21 protein-coding genes and 3 tRNA genes are annotated in these 23,470 nt (G+C 53.4%); 18 read left to right on the top strand and 6 right to left on the bottom strand.

Annotated elements, in window-relative coordinates; translation table 11 throughout:
- Positions 1–179 precede the first annotated feature (179 nt).
- The 4 genes from dacD (at position 180) to E3U32_RS05560 (ending at position 3,584) form a co-directional block, all read left to right on the top strand.
- A complete protein-coding gene (dacD, locus tag E3U32_RS05545; RefSeq protein ID WP_045887846.1) occupies positions 180–1,346 on the top strand; it encodes a serine-type D-Ala-D-Ala carboxypeptidase DacD in 1,167 nt (388 codons plus the stop codon).
- A gap of 119 nt (positions 1,347–1,465) precedes the next feature.
- Positions 1,466–1,939, top strand: coding sequence for a DNA gyrase inhibitor SbmC (sbmC, locus tag E3U32_RS05550; protein ID WP_134347959.1), 474 nt, complete (start codon positions 1,466–1,468; stop codon positions 1,937–1,939).
- A gap of 92 nt (positions 1,940–2,031) precedes the next feature.
- Complete coding sequence (locus E3U32_RS05555) at positions 2,032–3,090, top strand: FUSC family protein (RefSeq protein WP_047346451.1); 1,059 nt, start codon at positions 2,032–2,034, stop codon at positions 3,088–3,090.
- A 158-nt stretch (positions 3,091–3,248) separates the two neighbouring features.
- Positions 3,249–3,584 carry a DUF496 family protein gene (locus E3U32_RS05560; RefSeq protein ID WP_008499467.1) on the top strand — a complete coding sequence of 112 codons (336 nt, stop codon included), beginning with the start codon at positions 3,249–3,251 and terminating at the stop codon, positions 3,582–3,584.
- Positions 3,585–3,631: 47 nt separating this feature from the next.
- Here E3U32_RS05560 and E3U32_RS05565 read toward each other — a convergent pair whose 3' ends face one another.
- Both E3U32_RS05565 and E3U32_RS05570 read right to left on the bottom strand, forming a co-directional pair.
- Positions 3,632–3,967, bottom strand: coding sequence for a gamma-glutamylcyclotransferase family protein (locus tag E3U32_RS05565; protein WP_134347960.1), 336 nt, complete (start codon positions 3,965–3,967; stop codon positions 3,632–3,634).
- A gap of 53 nt (positions 3,968–4,020) precedes the next feature.
- A tRNA-Asn gene (locus E3U32_RS05570) sits at positions 4,021–4,096 on the bottom strand.
- Positions 4,097–4,257: 161 nt separating this feature from the next.
- Here E3U32_RS05570 and emmdR point away from each other — a divergent pair.
- Together emmdR and E3U32_RS05580 are read left to right on the top strand one after the other, a co-directional pair.
- Entirely contained in the window at positions 4,258–5,712 is a 1,455-nt protein-coding gene (gene emmdR / locus E3U32_RS05575) for a multidrug efflux MATE transporter EmmdR (RefSeq protein WP_134347961.1), read from the top strand.
- A gap of 103 nt (positions 5,713–5,815) precedes the next feature.
- A tRNA-Asn gene (locus tag E3U32_RS05580) sits at positions 5,816–5,891 on the top strand.
- A gap of 137 nt (positions 5,892–6,028) precedes the next feature.
- On the opposite strand, the gene E3U32_RS05585 is transcribed toward E3U32_RS05580, so the two are convergent.
- From E3U32_RS05585 to shiA, 3 genes are all read right to left on the bottom strand, one after another.
- On the bottom strand, positions 6,029–7,801 hold the full coding sequence (locus tag E3U32_RS05585; protein WP_134347962.1) for an aminopeptidase P family protein: 1,773 nt from the start codon (positions 7,799–7,801) through the stop codon (positions 6,029–6,031).
- A gap of 18 nt (positions 7,802–7,819) precedes the next feature.
- A complete protein-coding gene (locus E3U32_RS05590) occupies positions 7,820–9,274 on the bottom strand; it encodes an AMP nucleosidase (protein ID WP_134347963.1) in 1,455 nt (484 codons plus the stop codon).
- Between the two features lie 73 nt (positions 9,275–9,347).
- Positions 9,348–10,664 (bottom strand): shikimate transporter, encoded by a 1,317-nt coding sequence (gene shiA / locus E3U32_RS05595; protein ID WP_134347964.1) that lies wholly within the window; start codon positions 10,662–10,664, stop codon positions 9,348–9,350.
- Positions 10,665–10,855: 191 nt separating this feature from the next.
- On the opposite strand from shiA, the gene ldtA reads away from it, so the two are divergent.
- A complete protein-coding gene (gene ldtA / locus E3U32_RS05600) occupies positions 10,856–11,755 on the top strand; it encodes a L,D-transpeptidase (RefSeq protein ID WP_134347965.1) in 900 nt (299 codons plus the stop codon).
- A gap of 136 nt (positions 11,756–11,891) precedes the next feature.
- On the opposite strand, the gene E3U32_RS05605 is transcribed toward ldtA, so the two are convergent.
- Positions 11,892–11,967, bottom strand: a tRNA-Asn gene (locus E3U32_RS05605).
- Between the two features lie 320 nt (positions 11,968–12,287).
- On the opposite strand from E3U32_RS05605, the gene nac reads away from it, so the two are divergent.
- The 11 genes from nac to E3U32_RS05660 all read left to right on the top strand — a co-directional run bounded on the left by nac (position 12,288) and on the right by E3U32_RS05660 (position 23,449).
- The gene (gene nac, locus E3U32_RS05610) at positions 12,288–13,205 is read left to right on the top strand and encodes a nitrogen assimilation transcriptional regulator NAC (protein ID WP_045908128.1); all 918 of its coding nucleotides are present in this window, start codon (positions 12,288–12,290) and stop codon (positions 13,203–13,205) included.
- 96 nt (positions 13,206–13,301) lie between these two features.
- A complete protein-coding gene (gene cbl / locus E3U32_RS05615) occupies positions 13,302–14,252 on the top strand; it encodes an HTH-type transcriptional regulator Cbl (protein ID WP_134347966.1) in 951 nt (316 codons plus the stop codon).
- Positions 14,253–14,727: 475 nt separating this feature from the next.
- Entirely contained in the window at positions 14,728–15,168 is a 441-nt protein-coding gene (locus E3U32_RS05620) for a Rid family hydrolase (protein WP_134347967.1), read from the top strand.
- Positions 15,161–16,351 carry an MFS transporter gene (locus E3U32_RS05625; RefSeq protein WP_134347968.1) on the top strand — a complete coding sequence of 397 codons (1,191 nt, stop codon included), beginning with the start codon at positions 15,161–15,163 and terminating at the stop codon, positions 16,349–16,351. Before E3U32_RS05620 ends, E3U32_RS05625 begins: the two co-directional genes overlap by 8 nt.
- Before the next feature lie 49 nt (positions 16,352–16,400).
- Positions 16,401–17,651, top strand: coding sequence for a cation:proton antiporter (locus E3U32_RS05630; RefSeq protein ID WP_166790906.1), 1,251 nt, complete (start codon positions 16,401–16,403; stop codon positions 17,649–17,651).
- A gap of 4 nt (positions 17,652–17,655) precedes the next feature.
- The gene (locus tag E3U32_RS05635; RefSeq protein WP_014884442.1) at positions 17,656–17,919 is read left to right on the top strand and encodes an acyl carrier protein; all 264 of its coding nucleotides are present in this window, start codon (positions 17,656–17,658) and stop codon (positions 17,917–17,919) included.
- 2 nt (positions 17,920–17,921) lie between these two features.
- On the top strand, positions 17,922–19,367 hold the full coding sequence (locus tag E3U32_RS05640; RefSeq protein WP_134347970.1) for a class I adenylate-forming enzyme family protein: 1,446 nt from the start codon (positions 17,922–17,924) through the stop codon (positions 19,365–19,367).
- A 9-nt stretch (positions 19,368–19,376) separates the two neighbouring features.
- Positions 19,377–20,060 (top strand): hypothetical protein, encoded by a 684-nt coding sequence (locus E3U32_RS05645; RefSeq protein ID WP_134347971.1) that lies wholly within the window; start codon positions 19,377–19,379, stop codon positions 20,058–20,060.
- A gap of 58 nt (positions 20,061–20,118) precedes the next feature.
- Positions 20,119–21,234 carry a beta-ketoacyl synthase N-terminal-like domain-containing protein gene (locus tag E3U32_RS05650; protein WP_134347972.1) on the top strand — a complete coding sequence of 372 codons (1,116 nt, stop codon included), beginning with the start codon at positions 20,119–20,121 and terminating at the stop codon, positions 21,232–21,234.
- Positions 21,235–21,249: 15 nt separating this feature from the next.
- A complete protein-coding gene (locus E3U32_RS05655; protein WP_134347973.1) occupies positions 21,250–21,738 on the top strand; it encodes a hypothetical protein in 489 nt (162 codons plus the stop codon).
- A gap of 19 nt (positions 21,739–21,757) precedes the next feature.
- Positions 21,758–23,449 (top strand): NAD(P)/FAD-dependent oxidoreductase, encoded by a 1,692-nt coding sequence (locus E3U32_RS05660; RefSeq protein ID WP_134347974.1) that lies wholly within the window; start codon positions 21,758–21,760, stop codon positions 23,447–23,449.
- Positions 23,450–23,470 lie beyond the last annotated feature (21 nt).

A 23,470-nucleotide genomic window follows, 5' to 3' on the forward strand; every position in this document is an offset into this window, starting at 1 on the left:
ACTATGGTAAACGATCGCACGGGTCAGACCGAATAAAAAGCACCGCCGTGGTACAAATTTGCGTGCCAGCTTCAGCGGAAAACCTGCGTCCTGTCACATTTTTTTGCAATTAAGCCAGGTAACGACATCAGAACTCCCGTAAAAAGGTCATCGATTTTTAATGACCTGAGGATATACCGTTGAAACGCCGTCTGTTTATTGCTGTTTCTTTACTCGCTTCGAGTGTCTCATCTGCTTTTGCGGCCGAACCACTGGATTTTTCGCCGCAGCCTCCGGCCATTCAGGCTGGCTCCTGGGTGCTGATGGATTACACGACTGGTCAGATCTTAACGGCGGGCAACGAACATCAACAACGTAATCCGGCGAGCCTTACCAAGCTGATGACGGGCTATGTGGTGGATCGGGCCATTGATAGCCATCGCATTACGCCTGACGACATTGTCACCGTAGGACGTGATGCGTGGGCAAAAGGGAACCCGGTGTTTGACGGCTCGTCGCTGATGTTTCTGAAAGAGGGCGATCGCGTCTCCGTGCGCGATTTGAGCCGCGGTCTGATTGTCGATTCCGGTAACGATGCCTGCGTGGCGCTGGCCGATCACGTGGCGGGCGGCCAGCCGCAGTTTGTGAAGATGATGAATGACTATGTGCAAAAGCTGAACCTGCGCGATACGCACTTTGAAACCGTCCACGGTCTGGACGCGCCGGGCCAGCACAGCTCAGCTTATGATCTGGCCGTACTCTCCCGGGCTATCATCCACGGCGAGCCTGAGTTTTACCATATGTACAGCGAAAAGAGCCTCACCTGGAATGGGATCACCCAGCAAAACCGCAACGGACTGCTGTGGGATAAAACCATGAACGTGGACGGACTTAAAACGGGGCATACCTCGGGGGCGGGTTTTAACCTGATTGCGTCCGCCGTTGACGGCCAGCGCCGTTTAATCGCGGTAGTCATGGGGGCGGACAGCCCGAAAGGGCGTGAGGACCAGGCCCGGAAACTCCTGCACTGGGGGCAGCAGAATTTTGATACGGTTCAGATCCTGCACAACGGTAAAAAAGTGGGGACAGAGCGTATCTGGTACGGCGATAAGGAGCAGGTGAAACTGGGCACTGACCAGGACTTCTGGCTGGCCCTGCCGAAAGCGGAAGTGCCGAACATCAAAGCCAAATACGTGCTGGATAAAAAAGAGCTGGAAGCGCCAATTGCTGCGCATCAGCGTGTCGGGGAGATCCAACTCTATGACCGCGACAAAGTGGTGGCACACTGGCCGCTGGTGACGCTGGAAGCCGTTGATAAAGGTGGTCTGTTCTCCCGCATGAGCGATTATTTGCATCACACGCTTTAACTGCTGCTGAGCAGACTGGCAGGGTTGCGAGTCTGCTCACATAATAAACACTTCACGTTTGCTGAACGGTCAGAACTCGCTTTATAGTGTATGTATATACAGTAATAAATGGAGGCAGCATGGACTACAGCATTAAGCAGCAACAGAAACGTAAGATTGCCGGTTTTCATTTGGTCGGGCCGTGGGAACACACGGTAAAACAGGGCTTTGAACAGCTGGTGATGTGGGTGGACGGGCGTAACATTCAGCCGCTGGAGTGGGTTGCGGTCTACTACGATAACCCCGATGAGGTCCCGGCAGAAAAACTGCGCTGTGATACGGCCGTCACGGTACCGGACGATTTCATCATTCCGGAAAACAGCGAAGGCGTCATGATGACGGAAATCGCGGCCGGTGATTATGCCGTGGCGACGGCGCGTGTGGAAAACTACGACTTTGCCACGCCGTGGTATCAGTTCTTTAATTCCCTGTTGCAGGACAATAAGTACCAGATGGCGCTCAAACCCTGCTTCGAGCGTTATCTCAATGACGGCAATGCGGACGGCTACTGGGATATTGAAATGTTTATCGCAGTAGAGCACAAAACGGTTTAAGCCTGCTAAATGAAGGGTTTTTCAGCCGGAAGCGATCCGCCCGGCTGAAAACACAGTACAATTGTGATTTGCCGTGTAGCTGGAGAGCGGGTGTGCGTCCCGACAAATCATTAACCCCTTTTGAAATTCGTTTGTACAAACACTACCGCGTGGTGCATGGGTGTCGCATCGCGCTGGCGTTCGTGTTGACGTTTGTCCTGGTCCGTTTGCTGGATGTTCCGGAAGGGACGTGGCCGCTGATCACACTGGTAGTGGTGATGGGGCCCATCTCGTTTTGGGGAAACGTTGTCCCGCGCGCCTTCGAGCGAATTGGTGGGACCGTTTTAGGCTCGGCACTCGGGCTTATCGCCCTCAAGCTGGAGCTTATCTCGTTTCCGGTCATGCTGGCATGGTGCGGTGCCGCCATGTTCCTGTGCGGCTGGCTGGCGTTGGGCAAAAGACCGTATCAGGCGCTGCTGATTGGTATTACTCTCGCTGTGGTTGTCGGGGCGCCCGCCGGGGATATGACCACCGCGCTGTGGCGAAGCGGGGATGTCATCCTGGGGTCACTGCTGGCCATGCTCTTTACCGGTATCTGGCCGCAGCGTGCTTTTCTGCACTGGCGCATTCAGATGGCCAATTACGTCACCGCGTTTAACCGCGTCTATCAGGCTGGTTTTTCCCCCAATCTGGTTGAGCGTCCCCGGCTGGAAAAGCATCTGCAAACGATCCTTAACGACGTGGTCAAAATGCGCGGACTGATCACGCCCGCCAGCAAAGAAACCCATATTCAGAAAGCGATTTTCGAAGCCATCCAGACGGTAAGCCGCAATCTGGTCTGTATGCTTGAACTGCAGATCAACGCCCACTGGGCCTCGCGCCCCAGCCATTTGCTGATGCTTAACGCGCAGACCCTCAAAGAGACCCAGCAGATGACGCAGCAAACGTTGTTGACCATCGCTCATGCGCTCTATGAAGGTAACCCGCAACCGATACTGGCGAACAGCGAGCGGCTGAATGAGATCGTTGCGGAGCTGAAGCAGTTAATCAATGAACGCCAGAGCGATAACGTGGCAGAAACGCCTATTCATGGCTATGTCTGGCTGAGTATGGAACTGGCGCGGCAGCTTGAGCTGTTATCGCATCTTATTTGCCGGGCGCTGCGCAAATAAAAGGCGTATGTGACGCCTGCTGCTTCGATTCAGCAGCAATTGGGGTTATGATAGCTTTAAACGATATACTCATTGTCATTCGCAGCCGCTGTCAGTAAGGTTATTGTTACAACGGTTGCTTTAACGAATCCGAATCTCACATTATCAGGGGTGTAAAAATGGAAACTACCAAGCCTTCGTTCCAGGATGTTCTGGAATTCGTCCGCCTGTTCCGCCGCAAAAACAAACTGCAGCGTGAAATCCAGGACGTTGAGAAGAAGATCCGTGACAACCAGAAGCGTGTTCTGCTGCTCGACAACCTGAGCGACTACATCAAGCCAGGCATGAGCGTTGAAGCTATTCAGGGCATCATCGCCAGCATGAAGAGCGACTATGAAGACCGTGTTGATGACTACATCATCAAAAACGCTGAGCTGTCCAAAGAGCGTCGTGACATCTCTAAGAAGCTGAAAGTGATGGGCGAAATCAAGAACGGTGAAGCAAAAAGCGAATAATCGCAGCGAATAGTGAAAAAGGCTCTCTGGTGACAGAGAGCCTTTTTTTATGATTCAGAACGCGGCTGTAGCTGATAAATCCAGGCATTAACCTGTTTGCCTTCGAGGGTGGTCACCGTGACCTCAACCCGATCGTAGCCGTCTTCAAATTCATCCAGCATTTGCCAGTGTGTGGCGAGGTTATCAGAGATAAACAGATAGCCTTCAACGCGTGGTCCATCGGGATGGAGCACAATCCCCGGGAAGTCTGCCGCAGCACCCCAGCCTCGTTCGTAAAACGTGCCGGATACGAAGCCAGCCAGCCATTCGCCGCCGATATTTTCAAGAATATGTGCATTAGAATGGCCCGGACGCAGCGTGCCGTAGACAAACAGAGCGTTCATTTTCCCTCACCCGCAAAGCAAAAAGCCTGCTTTAAAAGCAGGCTTTTTAAATTTGGCTCCTCTGACTGGACTCGAACCAGTGACATACGGATTAACAGTCCGCCGTTCTACCGACTGAACTACAGAGGAATCGTTGTGGAGGCTTATCTTAGCGGCGAAAAAAGTTTTGTCAAACCTGATCTTAGGGAAAACCGACTGATTGCTGATTCTGTCGTCAGTTTGTTGTAAATCCACACATCTTTTTCTGGAAAATACTTTGCAGGATGAGCTTTTCTCCCCCATCATTTGAAATGGAGTTTCAACTTTTCTCGCTAAGGTCCATTTTGAACGTCACTGCCTCCTTACGCCAGGCGATAACGCGCACGCCATGGTATGCAAAACGTAAAAGCTATCGTGTTCTGTTCTGGCGTGAAATCACCCCTCTTGCTGTGCCTATCTTTCTGGAAAATACCTGCGTTCTGCTGATGGGGGTTCTGAGTACCTTCCTCGTGAGCTGGCTGGGGAAAGAGGCGATGGCTGGGGTCGGACTGGCGGACAGCTTTAACATGGTGGTGATCTCGTTCTTTGCCGCTATAGACCTCGGAACGACGGTTGTGGTGGCCTTTAGCCTTGGCAAGCTTGACCCCAAACGTGCGCGCGAGGCGGCCCGCCAGTCGCTGATGATCATGACCATTTTTTCGATCGTTCTGGCGGCGGTGATCCACTATTTCGGTAAAGAGATTATCGATTTTGTCGCCGGGGAAGCCACGAACGAGGTTAAAGACCTGGCGCTGACCTACCTGGAAATGACCGTCTTAAGCTATCCGGCAGCGGCCATTGCGCTGATTGGCAGCGGTGCGCTGCGCGGGGCGGGCAACACCAAAATCCCGCTGCTGATCAACGGCGGGATGAATATCCTGAATATTATTATCAGCAGCTTGCTGATCTACGGTGCGTTCTCGTGGGAGGGGCTGGGGTTCGTCGGTGCCGGACTGGGGTTAACCATTTCACGCTATATCGGTGCGGTGGCCATCATCGGGGTGCTGATGGCGGGGTTCACGCCTTCGCTGCGTCTTACGCTGAAAAGCTATTTCCGTCCCTTTAATTTCGCCATTATCTGGGAAGTGATGGGGATCGGCATTCCTGCGAGTATTGAATCGGTGTTGTTTAACGGCGGGAAGCTGCTCACGCAGATGTTTGTCGCCGGGATGGGGACCGACGTTATCGCAGGTAACTTCATCGCCTTTTCCATCGCCTCGCTGATTAACCTGCCGGGCAATGCGCTGGGTTCGGCCTCGACCATCATCACGGGCAAACGGCTCGGGAAAGGGCAGATAGGGCAGGCAGAACGGCAGTTGCGTCACGTGTTCTGGCTGTCGACCATTGGGCTGACTCTGATCGCCTGGGGCACCGCGCCGTTTGCCGGGCTGATGGCCTCGTTCTATACCCATGAAGATGATGTTAAAGAGGTCGTAAAAGTCCTTATCTGGCTCAACGCAGCCTTTATGCCCATCTGGGCGGCCTCATGGGTTTTGCCCGCTGGGCTGAAAGGCGCGCGCGATGCCCGCTTTGCGATGTGGGTATCAATGCTCGGCATGTGGGGATGTCGCGTTGTCGCGGGGTATACGCTCGGGGTGATGCTCGGATGGGGGGTGATCGGCGTCTGGCTGGGGATGTTCCTTGACTGGGCCGTGCGGGGCGCGCTGTTCTACTGGCGTATGGTCAGCGGGCGCTGGCTGTGGAAATATCCTCGAAAGAATGCCTGACAATTGCGCGAAATGGAGAATAATTCGGCAAACGATCGGAAATATGCATTCTGCCTTTGACATCATGGGGGAGCATCGATAATATGCGCCCCGTTCACACGATTCCTCTGTAGTTCAGTCGGTAGAACGGCGGACTGTTAATCCGTATGTCACTGGTTCGAGTCCAGTCAGAGGAGCCAAATTTGAAAAGCCTGCTTTAAAAGCAGGCTTTTTGCTTTTCTGCGTGTAGTAAAAAGTTGTCGGGTGGCGCTACGCTTACCCGACCTACGGATCGGTAGGCCGGGTAAGGCAAAGCCGCCACCCGGCAAAAACCGCACTATCGATCCAGGCTAATCGGCACCGTCGCCTCAATCAGCCACGAACGCGCATCGCTATTCACCAGCGGCAACAGCGCCTCACGTACCTGCTGGTGATACGCATCCAGCCACTGTTTTTCCTGCTCGCTCAGCAGATGCAGCTCGACCTGGCTCAAATCGACAGGGATCAGCGTCAGCGAGGAAAACGTGCAGAATCCCGGACGGCTTTCGACAACTTCCACCTGGTTTTCAATGCGAATACCGTGGCTATCGCCCAGATAGTATCCCGGTTCGATAGTCATGATATTGCCCGCCACCAGCGGCCACGGGTTGACCTTCTTGGCAATACGATGCGGGTTTTCATGGATCAGAAGCTGATGCCCCACGCCATGCCCCGTACCGTGATCGTAATCCAGCCCCATCTCCCACAGCGGACGACGCGCAAAAGCATCCAGCTGATGCCCCTGCGTGCCGGAAGGAAACTGCAGGGTAATTAGCGACAGAAAGCCTCTCAGCACGGCGGTGTAATGCAGGCGCTGCTGCGAATCGACCTTACCCCATGCCAGCGTGCGCGTGGCATCGGTGGTGCCATTAACATACTGGCCGCCGGAATCGTTCAGGTAAAAATGATCATGACCGATGGGCTTGTTGCTGGCCTCGCTCGAATGGTAGTGACACATCGCCGCATTGCTCGAAGAGGCGGAGATGGTGGCAAAACTCTGCTCGATGAACCCCGGCTGCTGTTGACGGAACGCAAGCTGCTGCGCCTGGGCGTCCAGTTCAGTGAGCGGTTGTCCTGCCGCCTCGCGCAGCGGCACTTCACGGCTCAGCCAGGCGAGGAAGTTGACCCACGCGGCACCGTCCTGGTGATGACACTCGCGGTAACCTGCCAGTTCGACCGGATTTTTAGTGGCCTTCATCAGGGTAATAGGGTCGGTCCGCCAGACAATTTCTCCCCGTGGTTCAATGGCGAAGCGCAGGGCAACCGGCGCGGAATCGGCATCAACCATCACTCGTTTGCCTTCAGCAATCTGCTGGCAGCGTTCAATAAAAGCGTCCTGCGGTGCAATGGTGAACGCATTGCGCACATCGTCAGGCAGGGCGCTGAGCTTATTGTCGTTAACAAACCACTCAACGTGACCGTCACGGCCAAGCAGGACAAAGGAGAGCGGCACCGGGCTGTAAGGGATATCTGCCCCCCGCACGTTCAGGAGCCAGGCGATGTTATCCGGCAGGGTTACGGCCAGATAATCGGCATTGTTCGCTGCCAGCACGGCGGCAGCGCGTTGGCGTTTGTCCGCGCTGCTTTCGCCGCTGAGTTCAACCGGCATTTCACGGATAAGCCCCGCCGGTGCGGCAGGGCGGTCAGTCCACAGGCTATCGAAAGGAGATTCACGCAGAGGCACCAGCTCGCACGGTGTGGCAGACAGTTGCTCAAACTCTGTATTGGTCATCAGCAGCGCGTCAAAGCCGATGCGTGTACCTTCCTCAACGTTTTCCACCAGCCATTGCGCCAGCGGCTCGTTATGCAGGTGGTGGATCTCAACCTCATCCGTATTGACCTGCACGCGCGCCTGGACCTGATAGCGGCCATCGACGAACAGCAGCGCTTTGTCCTGCAGCACCAGCGCCACGCCGGCCGAACCGTCAAAGCCCGTCAGCCAGGCCAGCTTTTCATCGTATGGCGCGCAGTATTCACTCTGCCAGGCATCGGCGCGCGGGACGATCATTCCGTCGAGATGGCTGGCTTCAAGCCACTGGCGCAGGGCAGAGAGCGGTGATGTGCTGTACATTATTTATCCTTGTCGTGATTAGCGGAACGGCGGCTCGTTGAACGTGCGCAGCTTGCGGGAATGGAGCTTGTCGCCTTCCGCCCGCAGCAGGTCGATAGCGCGAATGCCAATTTGCAGATGTTCGGATATCGCCCCTTCATAGAAGCGGTTGGCCTGGCCCGGCAGCTTAATTTCGCCGTGCAGCGGCTTATCGGAGACGCACAGCAGCGTGCCGTAGGGAACGCGGAAGCGATAGCCCTGCGCGGCAATGGTGGCGCTTTCCATATCAATCGCCACCGCGCGACTCAGGTTAAACCGCAGCGCGGAGGCAGAGTAGCGCAGCTCCCAGTTGCGGTCATCGGTCGTGACGACCGTGCCGGTGCGCAGGCGCTGTTTAACTTCTTCACCCGGCATGCCGCTGACCTCTTTGGTGGCGTCATACAGCGCACGCTGCACTTCGGCGATGCTTGGGATCGGAATATCCGGCGGCAGTACCGCATCAAGCACGTGGTCGTCACGCAGATAGGCGTGGGCGAGAACGTAATCGCCAATCAGCTGGCTTTCACGCAGGCCGCCGCAGTGGCCAATCATCAGCCACACGTCCGGGCGCAGTACCGCCAGATGGTCGCAGATAGTTTTCGCATTTGACGGACCCACGCCAATGTTAATCAACGTAATGCCCTGACCGTCGGCGGTGATCAGGTGCCAGGCGGGCATCTGATGTTTTTTCCACGCAAGGTCGGAAATGGCCTGCTCGGGGGCTTCGGTCTCCGCAGTGATCCAGATCCCGCCCGCACAGGACAGCGCGATGTAAGGGCTCTCCGGGTCGAGGATCTGGCTACAGCCCCAGCGGACAAATTCGTCGACGTAGCGGGTGTAGTTGGTAAAGAGCACGAAGGGCTGGAAATGTTCGGCTGGTGTACCGGTGTAGTGGCGCAGGCGCGCCAGGGAGAAATCGACCCGGCGGGCATCAAAATGTGACAGGGGAGAAAATTCTGCCGGGTGATAAATGCCGTCAGCCGTCTCATCACCAATCTGCGAGAGTTCAGTGGTCGGGAAGTGGCGGGTCAGCCCCGCGCTCATGGAGCGGTCAAGCGTCAACGCTGAGCCGTCAATTACGTAGGGATACGGGATTTCATGCTGAGAAGGCTCAACGGCAATGTGCGCACCGTAGTCCTGGTACAGCAGCGTGAGTTGCTCTTCAAGATAAGGGCGGAACAGTGCAGGGCGGGTAACGGTGGTGCTGTAGCAGCCGGAGTGGGTAAAACGTGCATAGGCGCGAGTTTTCGGCGTAGTGCTGGCGCTGCCGTCCCAGGTCACAGAGAGCGACGGATAAACAAAAAGGCCCTCGGTTCTGGCCTTTTCGTCGGGGAGTTTCCCTGTTTCGATATACTCGCTGATGGCGCTGCGCAGCGCATTGACGGACTGTTCATACAGTGCGTCGAGTTTTTCCAGCGCCTGAGCCGGGGTCAGGCTGGAGCCCTTATTATTCATCTCTGTCTCCTTGTTCCACAGGTGTGCGACTCTACCCGATAGTATGTCACACGCCTGTGAAACAAAAGTGAGATCAGCGGTGGCTCGTCTCTTTCATCAATAGTGCCGTAGCTGCCGACAGCAGGCAGCCGGCCAGCAGATAAATCGCTACGCTGTGCCAGTCTCCGCCGGAGAAGGTCACCAGCGCGGCAGCAATAAACGGCGTAAACCCGCCGCCGACAACGCTTGCAACCTGGTAACCCACGCCTGCGCCGCTGTAGCGGTAGCTGGCGCCGAACAGTTCGGTAAACATCGGCTGCTGGACGCAGACCACCATATCGTGAGCGATGTTCGCGAGCATGATGGCAAAGAAGACAATCCAGAAGATTGACTGCGCCTCCAGCGCCATAAAGAATGGCCAGGCGCTGAGGGTACCCACCAGCGCTCCGGTGATATAGACGCGACGGCGGCCAAACCGGTCCGCCAGCCAGGCAAAGCAGGGGATAGTCAGGCAGCTGATCCCGCCGACCACCAGGCCGATATTCAGGAACAATTCGCGCGGCAGGCCGAGGTTTTGCGTCGAGTAGTTCAGCGCAAACGCGGTGACGATATACATCGTCAGCAGTTCACACAGGCGCAGGGCGATAATTTTCAGAAAAGCGCCAGGGTGCTGAACCAGGGCTTCCATCACCGGGAGCCGTTTTTTGGCAACGGGTTTTTCCTGCTGCTGCTGTTCGAATTCAGCGGACTCTTCCATCCCGTTACGGATCCACAGCGCGGCGATGACCAGCACGATGCTGAAGATGAACGGAATGCGCCAGCCCCAGCTCAGGAACTGCTCGTCGGTGGTGAGCTGGCTGATTAAGGAGACCAGCCCGGTGGAAAGTAGCAGACCTACGCCGTACCCGACCTGCACGCCGCTGCTGTAAAATGCTTTCTTATTTTTCGGCGCGCTCTCTACGGATAGCAGCGCCGCGCCCCCCCATTCGCCGCCCACGGCGAAACCCTGAATGGCGCGTAACGTGACCAGCAATACCGGTGCCCACCAGCCGATGGCGGAAAACGAAGGGAGAATGCCAATCAGCGCGGTGGCGATCCCCATCATCCAGACGGTGAGCATCAGCATGCGTTTGCGACCGAGGCGGTCGCCGAAGTGGCCGAAGATCACACCGCCCAGCGGGCGAAACAGAAAGCCGACGCCAAAGGTGGCAAACGCGGCGAGCGTGCCCATCGCGGGGCTGATCTGCGGAAAGAACTCGCGGTTAAAGACCAGGGCGGCGGTAATGCCGTAGAGCAGAAAATCATACCAGTCGACGACGGCACCCGCGAAGCTGCCTAAGGCTGCGCGGCGGGCACGATTGAGCGAAGGTGTCTCCTCATTGGGGCGTGTGGAGGTGAGAGTGGAATCCATAGTTGTCCTGTCTGCACTGATTTTTAATTATTGGTATAAGAAAAGGTCACTCACATAGCAGCCGTCGTATAAACGGAACCTATGAGACTACCGCGACAGGGAGGCTGTGCAAACTGATTTTATTTCCTGATGGGTAATGCAAAACGGCTACGCTATGCTTAATAAAGAGCGAAGCGACTGAGGAAGGGAATATGTGTCGTAAAGAGGTGTTGGGCTGTCTTGCTGCATTACTTATCAGCCAGAGCGTGCAGGCGGTGAGCTATCCTTTACCGCCGACGGGCAGTCGTCTGGTGGGCAGCTCTCAGGTCATCACCGTGCCGGATCGCAATACGTTACCGCTTGAGGCGTTTGCCGCGCGCTACGGGCAGGGGCTAAGTAATATGCTGGAAGCGAACCCGGGCGTGGATCCTTTTTTGCCCAAATCCGGCACCCGGCTGGTGATACCCCAGCAGCTGATTTTGCCTGACACCGTCCGGGAAGGCATTATCGTTAATGCGGCAGAAATGCGCCTCTACTACTATCCGCCAGGCGGTAACACCGTTGAAGTGCTGCCCATCGGTATCGGTCAGGCCGGGCGCGAAACGCCGCGTAACTGGGTGACGGCGGTTGAACGCAAACAGGAGGGGCCCACCTGGTCACCTACGCCCAATACGCGCCGCGCCTATGCGGCAGAAGGGAAAACGCTGCCTGCATTTGTTCCTGCCGGTCCAGATAACCCGATGGGGCTGTATGCGATATATATCGGCAGGCTGTACGCCATTCACGGCACAAACTCGAATTTCGGCATCGGGCTACGGGTGAGCCAGGGCTGTATTCGTCTGCGTAATAACGACATCAAATACCTTTTCGATAATGTCCCCGTAGGAACCCGCGTGCAGCTTATCGATCGGCCCGTTAAAACCACCACCGAACCGGACGGTAGCCGCTGGGTGGAAGTGCATGAGCCATTGTCACGTAATCGTGCGGAATTTGAATCAACCCGAAAAGTGCCACTGCCGATATCAGCCACGCAGCGGACACAGTTGATAAACGAGGGGGCGGGTGCTGAGCTGGAACGGCGGTCGGGGATGCCGGTTAAGCTTGGCAACTGAGGGCATTTTGCCGGGGGGCGGCTTCGCCTTACCCGGCCTACCGATCCGTAGGTCGGGTAAGCGTAGCGCCACCCGACAACTTTTTACTACACGCAGAAAAGCAAAAAGCCTGCTTTAAAAGCAGGCTTTTTAAATTTGGCTCCTCTGACTGGACTCGAACCAGTGACATACGGATTAACAGTCCGCCGTTCTACCGACTGAACTACAGAGGAATCGTGTGAACGGGGCGCATATTATCGACCTGCGTTCGCCTTGTCAAAGGGTGGATCAACGCCTTTTGATCGTTTGCTGACAAAATCGGCAAAGTGGTGTTTTTGCCAGCGGAATGCACCGCTTTGGTGCGGACATACCTCTAATGGGGCAGATCATAAACTGCTGTTTCAGTAATAAAACCCACCCCCGTGATTAGGTTTCCTTATTTTCAGGCGCTTAGCGAACAATTCAGACCGACTGGTAAAAGTGGCATTCATATTGCAAAACCTGTTTAACAACGACAGCCGGTTCCGGCACAGCATTTCGAACAGGGGGCAAAATGAACTTAAGACGACTGAAATACTTCGTAAAAATCGTCGATATCGGCAGCCTGACTCAAGCGGCAGAAGTGCTGCATATCGCGCAGCCTGCACTGAGCCAGCAGGTGGCTACTCTGGAAGGCGAGATGGATCAGCAGCTGTTGATCCGCACCAAGCGCGGCGTCACACCGACGGAAGCAGGTAAGATCCTATATACCCACGCGCGCACCATCCTCCGCCAGTGTGAACAGGCGCAGCTGGCGGTAAATAATGTGGGCCAGACGTTGAGTGGGCACGTTTCTATCGGCCTGGCGCCGGGAACGGCCGCATCATCTATTACTATGCCGCTGCTGCAGGCCGTTCGCGCTGAGCTGCCTGAAGTGCTGGTGTACCTGCACGAAAACAGCGGATCTGTACTGAATGACAAATTGCTCAGCGGCCAGCTGGATATGGCGGTCCTTTACGATCGCTCTCCGGTCGCGGGGATCACCAGCCAGCCGCTGCTGAAAGAAGATCTCTACCTCGTGGGCACCCGCGACTGTCCGGGTCAGAGCGTAGACCTGACCGCCGTGGCAGAGATGAACCTCTATCTGCCGCGTGATTACAGCGCCGTGCGCGTGCGCGTGGATGAAGCATTCTCCCTGCGTCGCCTGACGGCAAAAATCATCGGCGAGATCGACTCTATCTCCACGCTGACCGCAGCCATTGCCAGCGGAATGGGAGTAACGGTTCTGCCGGAATCCGCAGCGCGCTCGCTGTGCAGTGCGGCAAACGGCTGGATGGCGCGGATCACCACGCCTTCGATGAGCCTGCCGCTGTCGCTGAACATGTCGGCACGCGGATCGCTTTCGCCACAGGCGCAGGCGGTAAAAGAGATTTTGATGTCACTCGTCAGCAAGCCATCGCTTGAGAACCGAGAACTCCAGCTCGTGAGCTGATATTCCATAAAAGCATAAGATGCTGGTTTTTATTATTTGTTCTGCAGCGCAGCTGACTCTAACAATAGAGCTATGTCAGATGCGCCGGAGTGAATCGTGAATTTCCAGCAACTTAAAATTATCCGTGAGGCGGCCAGGCGGGATTACAACCTGACCGAGGTCGCCAATATGCTTTATACCTCTCAGTCCGGCGTCAGCCGCCATATCCGCGAGCTGGAAGAAGAACTGGGAATAGAGATCTTTATCCGTCGTGGTAAGCGTCTGCTGGGCATGACAGAGCCCGGCAAGGCGTTGCTCACCATCGCAGAGCGGATCCTTAACGAGGCCAGCAACGTTCGACGTCTGGCGGATCTCTTTACCAATGACGCCTCCGGTGTGCTCACCATCGCCACCACCCACACCCAGGCCCGCTACAGCCTGCCGCCAGTGATTAAAGCCTTCCGCGAACTTTTCCCGGATGTCCGTCTGGAGCTCATCCAGGGCACGCCGCAGGAAATTGAAGTGCTGCTGCAAAACGGTGGGGCAGATATCGGCATTGCCAGCGAACGGTTGAGCAACGACCCGCTGCTGGTGGCTTTCCCCTGGTTCCGCTGGTACCACAGTCTACTACTCCCCGTCGATCATCCCCTGAATCAGGTCTCTCCCCTGACGCTGGAAGAGATTGCAAAATGGCCGTTGATTACCTACCGCCAGGGCATTACCGGACGTTCGCGCATTGATGAAGCCTTCAACCGTAAAGGGTTAACGCCGGATGTGGTGCTGAGCGCGCAGGATTCCGATGTCATTAAAACCTACGTCGAGCTGGGCCTGGGGATTGGTCTGGTGGCGGAACAGTCCGGTGGTGAGCGTGAGGCCGGGGATCTGGTGCGTCTTGATACACGTCATCTGTTTGACGCCAATACCGTATGGCTCGGCCTGAAGCGTGGACAGCTACAGCGCAACTATGTGTGGCGCTTTATCGAACTCTGCAACGCCGGGCTGTCCGTTGATGAGATTAAACACCAGGTGATGGAGCCGGAAGAAGTGGCGATTGATTATCAGATTTAAGTCCCTCATCGCGCTCGTCACCCGTAGACAAGAAGCAAAAGCCTGCCCTTAAAGCAGGCTTTTCTCTATTGAAACCGTTTAATTTTCTGCCCCCTGGCCCCTTAAAATACCCTCATCAACAACCATAATATGTGACGCCATAAGATTGTCTTATATTAAAATATTTCTCATATTTTCCATTGGGTTACAGATAAGAATAAATAACATAATACTGTTATTTTTTATAAATATATTATTTGTCCGTAATGGTAATGCCCGGCTAACTAATAAAGAGATTATTTAAACTCTCCTGATTTTTAATTGCTGTTAGCATTTTGATATTTAAATGGTTATTCATTACTTAATTTGTTTAATTTAAATGTTGATTGGTTAGCTGAGCTTACAGCTTATCCAGGAAATGCTTACTTAATTACCGGTGAAGATTTCAGGTCAAATTTTTGTTATTTTTTCTGGACAAATTTGATTGGGTTGTAATATGTTTGTTTTACCCAGTGATGAAAGGCATGACATTGTGGAATCAAAAAGACTTATTACTTCCGGCAGCAGCTGGGAGGAGGCTTTCGGTTTCTCGCGAGCGGTAGAAGCAGACGGTTGGCTATATATTTCAAAAACGGGACCTCTTAATTCTGGTGGTGAGATTGAATCTGATGATATCTCACTGCAAATGGAATGCGTTCTTAATAAGATCAAGGGGATACTTGAATCAAATGGCTATGCTATAGACGATGTAATACAAAGCAGGCTATATCTGACTGAAATTGAAGAATGGCAGCAGGTGGCTCGTATCCATGGTCACTATTTCCGTGATTCCAGACCTGCATTTACTTTATTGCACGTATTACCCTTTCCCGAGAAAAAAATGAAAGTAGCAATTGATATTGTGGCAAAAAAAAGACAGGGGGCAACTAATGAGTGATATCGCACAAGAAAATGCGGTTTCGCCGTTGTTTATCTGGTTCGCCAGCATCGCGGCCGGTACGGCCATGGCGAATAACTATATTCTCCAGCCCGTATTGCCTGCTATCGCAACATCTTTGCAGTTGCCTCTCTTTTATACCGGCTTCATTGCGGCGAGCATGCAAATAGGTTACATGCTGGGAATACTCTTCCTTGTTCCGCTTGGAGACAGTGTTAACCGTAAAAAACTGATTATTTGTCAGTTTATCCTCCTCTCGCTTGCGCTGTTTGCCGCTTCATTGACCCGTCAACCGTTGCTCCTTTTTAGCGCGGGCATAGTAACAGGCGCGATGGCGACAAGCGCAGTGCAGCTGAATGCGCTTGGATTTCACATTACGCCAAAAGGTGCCACGGTCGGTCTGATCACGATGGGCATTTCGGCAGGAATACTGCTCGCAAGGTTAGTGGGCGGCAGTCTGGCCGATGCGCTTGGCTGGCGAGGGATGCTGGCCATCGTCGCCGCCGTTATGGCCTGCATGGCGTTGCTGGCCATCAGATGTCTGCCCGATGTTAAGCCCGCAAAGGCGACGGGGTATCTGAGCGTCATGGCGAAATTGCCGGGTTTACTGCGTAACGCACGGCTTATTGAATCCGCGGTAACCGGAGGTGCATGGTTTTTCGTCTTTAGCCTGTTATGGGTGACCATCATGCTTCATCTGCAAAGACCGCCTTTGCATCTGCCTGCGGGAACCGCGGGATTATTTGGCCTGGCGGGTATCGTTGGTCTGGTACTGGCGAATTATGCGGGGAAACTGGCTGACCGCTTTGGGTGTCGCAGCGTGATTTTTGGCGGAATGGTATTCGTGGTTGCGGGGATAACCGTCCTGTTTCTCTTTCCCGCATCCTTACCGGGGCTTACGCTGGGCATTATCTTATTCGATTTAGGGTGTTTTGCCGCGCAGGTGGCTAACCAGACGCGGGTTCTCGGATTACACCCGGATAAAAGAAGCAGCCTCTATGCGCTTTATATGTTCTTTTATTATGCAATGGGTGCGGCCGGATCCGTTACCGGTCCATGGGTGTATGAAAGGTGGGACTGGCAGGGCATCTGTTTAGTGAGCGTCGTGATGGTGATAATTGCGATGATGACCACCGCAATAGGTCATTTTAACGAAAATAGCGTCGCCCACGTTTCGAACTAATCGTTTTTTAATATCAATAAATTCAACGCTAGCTATGGCGGGGATACGCATGTTTATTATTCAGCTTTCCGTGATTGTTTTTGCCTGCTATGTCGTGGGCAAACTTATGGAGCAGATAGGTCAGGCGCAGGTCATTGGCCATATTGCTGCAGGTGTTTTATTGGGACCGACTTTCTTTCCCGGAATAATGTCTCTGTTCTCATTTCAAACATCTTTATTCAGTCAGGAGTCGTTGACCACCATTGATAAGCTGGCGAATCTGGGCATGATTTTGCTCATGTTTGACATTGGATTGTCGCATTTTCATGGTAATAACCATGGACGTCGTAAGCAGACCATTGCTGCGTTTAAAATAGCGGTATTAGGCATGCTGCTCCCTTTTATCGGGGGCGTATTGGCGGGGAATTCGGTACATGCCGAACTGGCGCCACAAACCGATCGTCTTTTATTTAATATCTTTATGGGAACGGCGTTGGCGGTATCCGCTCTGCCGGTGATTGTGCGGATCATTGAAGATTTAAAGATGCTTCACCTGGCTATCATTCCTCCCGTCATCACAGCCGCCATTCTTACCGATGTGACAGGCTGGGGGATTTTGGCTTTAGACAGCGTATTTGCTGCGGTAGAAGGAAAATCCGATTCGCTGTGGTCTTATTTATCCGTCGTGACGGTAACCCTGGTACTTTATTGGCTGGTGACCTGCAAAGTCGTGGTGCCACTGCTCATTCGGTATGCGCACAAACCTGAGATGAGATTTCCGGCGATCATTTTTTGGATTTTGATCAGCGCGTGGGGGGCGGATTATCTTCACCTGCACAGTGGTTTCGGTGCGTTGCTCGCGGGCAGCATGCTCGCGCGGATCCCGGGGTTAGCAAAGCAATGGCATGCGAGTATGAACGGCTTCATGCACTATCTTTTACTTCCCGTGTTGTTTGTCAGTGCCGGACTGAAAACGCATTTCGACTTCAGTATGGCAACGCAGGATATTGCCTGGATAATCGGGTTCACCTTACTGGCATTTATCACCAAATTCAGTGGTGCTCTGCTCGGGGCGCGTATTTCAGGTTATTCACTACGTGAAGCCTCCATGATTGGCGCGCTCATGAATACGCGCGGCCTGATGGAACTGGTTGTGCTGTCCATTGGGCTCGAATTACATCTTATTTCGCAACGAGTCTACTCCATTATGGTCATCGTGGCGCTCGTGGTGACGGCAACCACACCGCCAATATTACGTTGGTTAAATAAAGAATCATCTTCCGCTGTAGTCAATAAAACGCTTGAAAACATTAAAGGGTAAAATTATGAAACTGGATATGCCTGTGATTGTCGATCGTATTAAAGAAATCATCGCTGAACGTATTGGTCTGGATGTCGAGCGCGAAGATATTGCTGACGAGACCGGTCTCGCCTCAATGGTAGGTATGGATTCTATTGGATTTGTCGAATTACGCTTCCAGTGCGAGGAAGAGTTTAATATTAAAGTTGAAGATAAAGAGTTTTCACCCGCGAATTTTTATTCGTGCCAAACCCTTTCGCGTTTCATTATGAATAAGCTTGGAGCCTGAGAATGCTAACGCGAGCAGAAGAACGAACCGCATTTGTTCCCTATGAGCCTGCCGGTTTATTTTCTCCGGTGCTGGCAACGTCTGCGGTGGGGACCAGCGGCACTGAAGGAGAGGGTTATCAATACTATGTCGATTACTGGCAGCGGCAGAGTTTAGAACCCGGCCGGGTGGTGCTGATAGCGATGCCGAACAGTCCGGACTTGATGTATATGTTCTTTGCCGTCCTCAACAGCGGCTTTGTTCCCGCGCTGATCCCTCCGCTCACGCCAGCAGAACGGATCCTGCAGATGCTTGAGGATTTTTCGGCAGGGGCGCTGGTGCGAACGCCGGTTCAGCCAGGACGATGGCAGGAGCTGGGCGTGAGCTCAGCTGAACCCCTGGGGCGCTGGCAGGTGGGAAAATGCCGTCATGGTGGTCCCGTACAGACACAGCCTGGGCAGGTCGTGATTGCCACGTCCGGGACGTCATCGTCGTTCAGCAGCGGGTGTGTTCATCATTTTGATTCTCTGCGCCGTAACGCGCTGCGCCACGCCAAAAGTATCGGCATGAGCGCCAGTGACAGGGTATTGATCAGTTTGCCGATGTGCTATTCCACCGCGCTGGTTGCACAGATGGTTGCTGCGCTGGAGACAGGCTGTGAAATCGTTATCAGTGGACCTCCGTTTTCTGTACCTCATTATCTGGATGATTTACAGCGATACGGCGTTACCCTCAGCTCGCTTACTCCCGTATTGCTGCGACAGCTGAATGCCTGGGAAACCACGCTTCCGCCGGGCTTGAAAAAACTGACGATTGGGGGCGATCTGGCTGCGCCGAAAGAGGTGGAAGCCTTCTTACTCCGGCAGCCATGGCTTGAGTTATATCTGACTTATGGCATCAGTGAGGCCGGACCGCGCGTGTCGACGTGTCCGGCTCATCTGCTGGGAAGAGGATATTATGCGTCAGCCGGGCGTCCTATTGACCAGACGGAAGTTCGCATTCTGCCAGGTGCAGACGGGCTGGACGGGCAGGGGGAGTTACTGATTTGTTCTGATACGCTGCTTGTAAAGCGCATTGGGCGGGGTAACCGACAAACGTTTATTGAGCTTGATGGCAAACGCTGGCTCCGCACCGGAGATATCTTCTTCCAGGACGCTGATGGGTTCCTGTTTTTCAAAGGCCGAATCAGTGATTTCATTGTAATCAGGGATGAGAAAGTCAATATCGGCGCCGTTAAACAGCTGTGTCGGGAAATTAAAGGGGTGATGACCTGCAAAACCCAAATTGTTAATGATGGCGATCAAATAGCGGGGTTCGATATTTTTTTGACCTGCGATGAGTCATTGATCAATGAAACCAATTGCCAGCAGCACAGCGCCAGCCTGCTGAAAAAGCTCAAACGCCACGAACGTCCACGTAATATAAATTTTGTTTATTGTGGTGCGGCCTCTTTAACACAATATAAGTAAGGTGATGTCATGAATGATGAACTTCGGGAACTGGCACGGGCGGTCATTGAAAAATATCACTTAACGAACCTTGATGATATTTTGCGAGAAGTGCCAAAAACAATGTGCCATGTTCTTCAGGAATCAGACGTGTTTGAAACATGGCCGGCGGACATCGTTCGCCTCAAGTTCCCTGAGGAACACTGGGATTATTATATTTCACGTTACGAGCATTTTCGCGACGAGGTCATCCGTAACCTGACGCCTCAGGATTATCTTCGTGAAATGCTGGTGAAAACACAGCGCTTACCCTGCTTTTGCTCGGAAATGGCCGATGTATCGGCGATACTGTATAGTCAGATAATCAATAAGCCTGTGTATTCTTTACGAAATATCTTTGTTAATTACCTTTATTTGCCCCGCCCCTGGCATTGTATTAATGCAGTGGTGGAGAATGGGCGGATTCGGTATTTTGATATTTCTGCTTATGCCCAGGTACTGGACCGTAAAAGAAGGAAAGTGGTTAAGCCTGCCGAGCTGGAGGGATTTAATGCGACAGATATCGCATTCGATTTTATCGAAAGTCCACGCTGGCTACAAAAAGAACCTTATCAACGTAAAATAGAAGTTACTGCAGGCGAGCTCAAAGATAATTTTTATCCTTCTCCGCTTGAAGATAAACCTTTTAACGAATTTTTGCGCACGTTCAATTGATAAATCTTTAATTCAATTTAACCAGCTTACCGTACTCTTTTTCGGTAAAGGAAAAATAATGACTACTACAACGTATGTCGCAAATGTTGTCGGCATGGGATGGACAACTGCGTCTGGCGATCGTATCGAGGATGTTTTTCAGACCTTACTGGAAAGCCAAACCGGTATTGCGCCTGCGCCATCGGCGCGAAGCTTGCGTACCGATCTGGCCGCCATGCTGCCGGGCGAATGGCCTGCAGAAATGCGTGAAAAACTGATCGCGCTGACAAAACGTACGGCCCTTAAAGCGCTTGAGGATTCGGGTGCAGGAGAACCCGTGCCGGAGGAGCGACGCTTCTTGATTGTCGGTACCAGCCTTGGATTCCGTCTCGACAGCGAGGCGTTTTGTCGGGAGCCTCTCGACGGTTGGGTTAACGAGGTGGCGGAGTCGCTGGGAATGGAAGGGATCGCGCTCTCTACCGCCTGCTCCTCGGGCTCAGATGCCCTTCTTCTGGGGGCGCATTTAATTGCGACGGGGCAAGCAGACCTGTGCGTCTGCGGCGGTGCGGATATTCTTACTGATTCAAAACGTCTGGCCCATAGCGCGCTGGGTACGCTCTCCCTCTCTACCCTGAAATCGTTCGATGCCACTCACGAGGGGACGATCCTCGGAGAAGGGGCCGGTTTTCTGGTGCTGCAAAGGGAAGGCGGGTCTGCGCCACGCGTGCTGGCAAAACTGGTCGGTGCGGGGGCGTCTAACGATGCGGCGGGACTGACCGCGCCGGATGAGCAAGGCAATGGCATCCGTCTGGCATTGCAGCGTGCCCTGACGCAGGCGGGGCTAGAGCCTGACGATATTGCGCTTATTAATGCGCACGGTTCCGGTACCTTGACCAACGATCGGGTTGAAAGCAATGCCTACAACTTGTTTTTCACCCATCGTCCCTGGGTCTTCGCCACAAAGGGCAATTTTGGCCATACGCTGGGGGCTACAGGTGCGCTGGAAGCCATCGCGCTCATTCACAGCCTCAATGCGGGCACGATCCCCCCGGTCTATGAGTTGAAAAAGCCGATTGATGGCCTGCGTTTTAATTTACCCGCCGCGCAGCCTCAACCCTTAAAGGGAAAAACGGGTTTGAGCATGACTATTGGGTTTGGTGGTTTTAACACCTGCCTGATATTTACCGTAATGTAAAAGGTGGGGTAGCTAATGAAAATTATTTCTTCGAGTACCGCAAACTCATTAATTTGGTCCGACTTAAATGAGACCTTGCGCCGGGGGTTAAAAACAGCAGACCCATTGTCATTAAATGTGCTGTTCACCGTCGATGAAATTTATCAACAGCATCAGGCATTGCTGGATAAGCATCATGAGAGTGTCGGGTTTATTCAGTTTGGTACGGCATTCCCTGTAAATACCAGTGAGAAAATTATTAACGACATGGCGATAAAATCGCGCGTCTCGCCGGTCGATTTTATAAATGCCAATGTGGGAGCACCCGTTTCCATTTGCTGTACACGCTATCGCTTTCAGGGACCCACAATGGTTCTGACGATGCCGCAGCGCACCGGCAAAGAGATTGCCATGTCTCTGGCGAGGGAATGGTTAACACAACAAGCAACGTATCTTTTTCTGATTCAGGCCGATCGCGCGCGTGAAAATGAAATCGAAATAACAACACAGTTAGTCACTCAGTAATATTATTAAGGGTAAAGCAATGAAACAAAGTCATTATGATGTGGCCATCATCGGGAGTGGTATTGCAGGAACCATGCTCGGCGCTATTCTGGCAAAACAGAAATTAAACGTAGTGATTATTGATGCAGGCACCCACCCTCGCTTTGCCGTGGGGGAATCGATGGTGCCGGAAAGTGCTGTGCTTTTGAAAATTCTGGCTCGCCAGTACAATATTCCTGAGCTGGCATGGCCGGGGGAAATTCACGCGCTGATGGAGAATATTGGCACCTCGAGCGCAGGTATTAAACTGGCATTCAGCTTTGCATGGAACGGTAAGAATAAAGCGCATAATCCGCAGGACGTTGTGTCGACACCGGTACTGTCTCCGGAAGCGCATCTGTTCCGCCAGGATATTGATGCCTATTACCTGGCGCTGGCCGCGCGTCTGGGGGCCGACATTCGCCAGCAAACCCGCATCCAGTCTATTGAAGAAACCGGCGACGGGATGCTGCTGGATCTGGGGAAAGAGCAGATTAAGGTCAAGTACGTCGTGGATGCTGCAGGCTTTCGCTCACCGGTTGCCGATAAGTTCGGCCTGCGCGAAGGTGCGCGTGAGATGCAGAGCCGTACCCGTTCGTTGTTCACACACATGACGGGAGTCAAACTGTATGAAGACGTCATCGCCTCGACGGACGTGACCGGTTCGCCGACCCCGCTCTCACAGAGTACGCTGCATCACATGTTTGAAGGCGGCTGGCTCTGGATTATTCCTTTCAACAACCATCCCTATTCGACCAATACCTTATGCAGCGTCGGCCTGCAGTTCGATATCGATAAACATGGCCCAGCTGGCGATCCGGAAGAAGAGTTTACCCGTTTTCTCGATGAGCACCCCTCCGTTGCGCGCCACTTTGAAAGCGCAGCCCGGGTACGTGAATGGACCGTTGCACCTCGCCTGAATTACACCAGCCGCGAAAGCGTAGGGGAGCGTTACTGTCTTTTAGGCCATGCGGTGGGCTTTGTCGATCCGCTGTTCTCGCGCGGGTTAGTTAATACGTTCGAATCGATTCTGCGCGTCGCACCTAAAATTGTTCATGCCGTCAGACAGGATGACTGGTCAAAAGAGCGTTTCGCCAGCTATCAGCATTACAGCCTGGAAGTGGTAAAAGTTAACGACAGGCTGGTGGCAAATTCATTCACCGCATTTGATAGCTTCCCGCTGTGGAATGCGTGGTTCCGTATCTGGATTAGCGGCAGCTACATTGGCGTCTTGCGTCTGCGTAAGATCCTGAGTGACTACCAGCAGCACGGTGATGACGAGCGGCTCGAGAAGGAGTTTGAAAGCGCAACCTATCCGGGACACCTTTCCATTGAGAGCCCCTTCTATGAGGCTATTTTCGATAAAGCCTGTGAAACAATGGAAGCCTATCGCGCCGGTAACCTCCCTGAAAAAGAGGTGATTGCTACGCTTCATGCGCTTTTTGCTGACAACCGCGAGCATTTCCCCATTGATTTCTCAGATTTCACCAATCGCTACCTCTCCCGGGCAACGGAGGAATTTGCCGATTCCCTGTTCTACTGGGCCCATAACGCGCCTGGCGGCATAGGCCACTTGTTTGACCGTGGAGATAAACCAGTCCGATTCGATTTCCTCGATCCTTACCGCTATGGCGATCGTCAGCAGTTAAATCAGCATGCTGATGCCATGTTGCAACAGGCGCGTCATCAATAACCTGACGGGCGGCCGTTCGGG

It is taken from the genome of Lelliottia nimipressuralis (assembly GCF_004402045.1).
GTDB lineage: Bacteria > Pseudomonadota > Gammaproteobacteria > Enterobacterales > Enterobacteriaceae > Enterobacter > Enterobacter chinensis.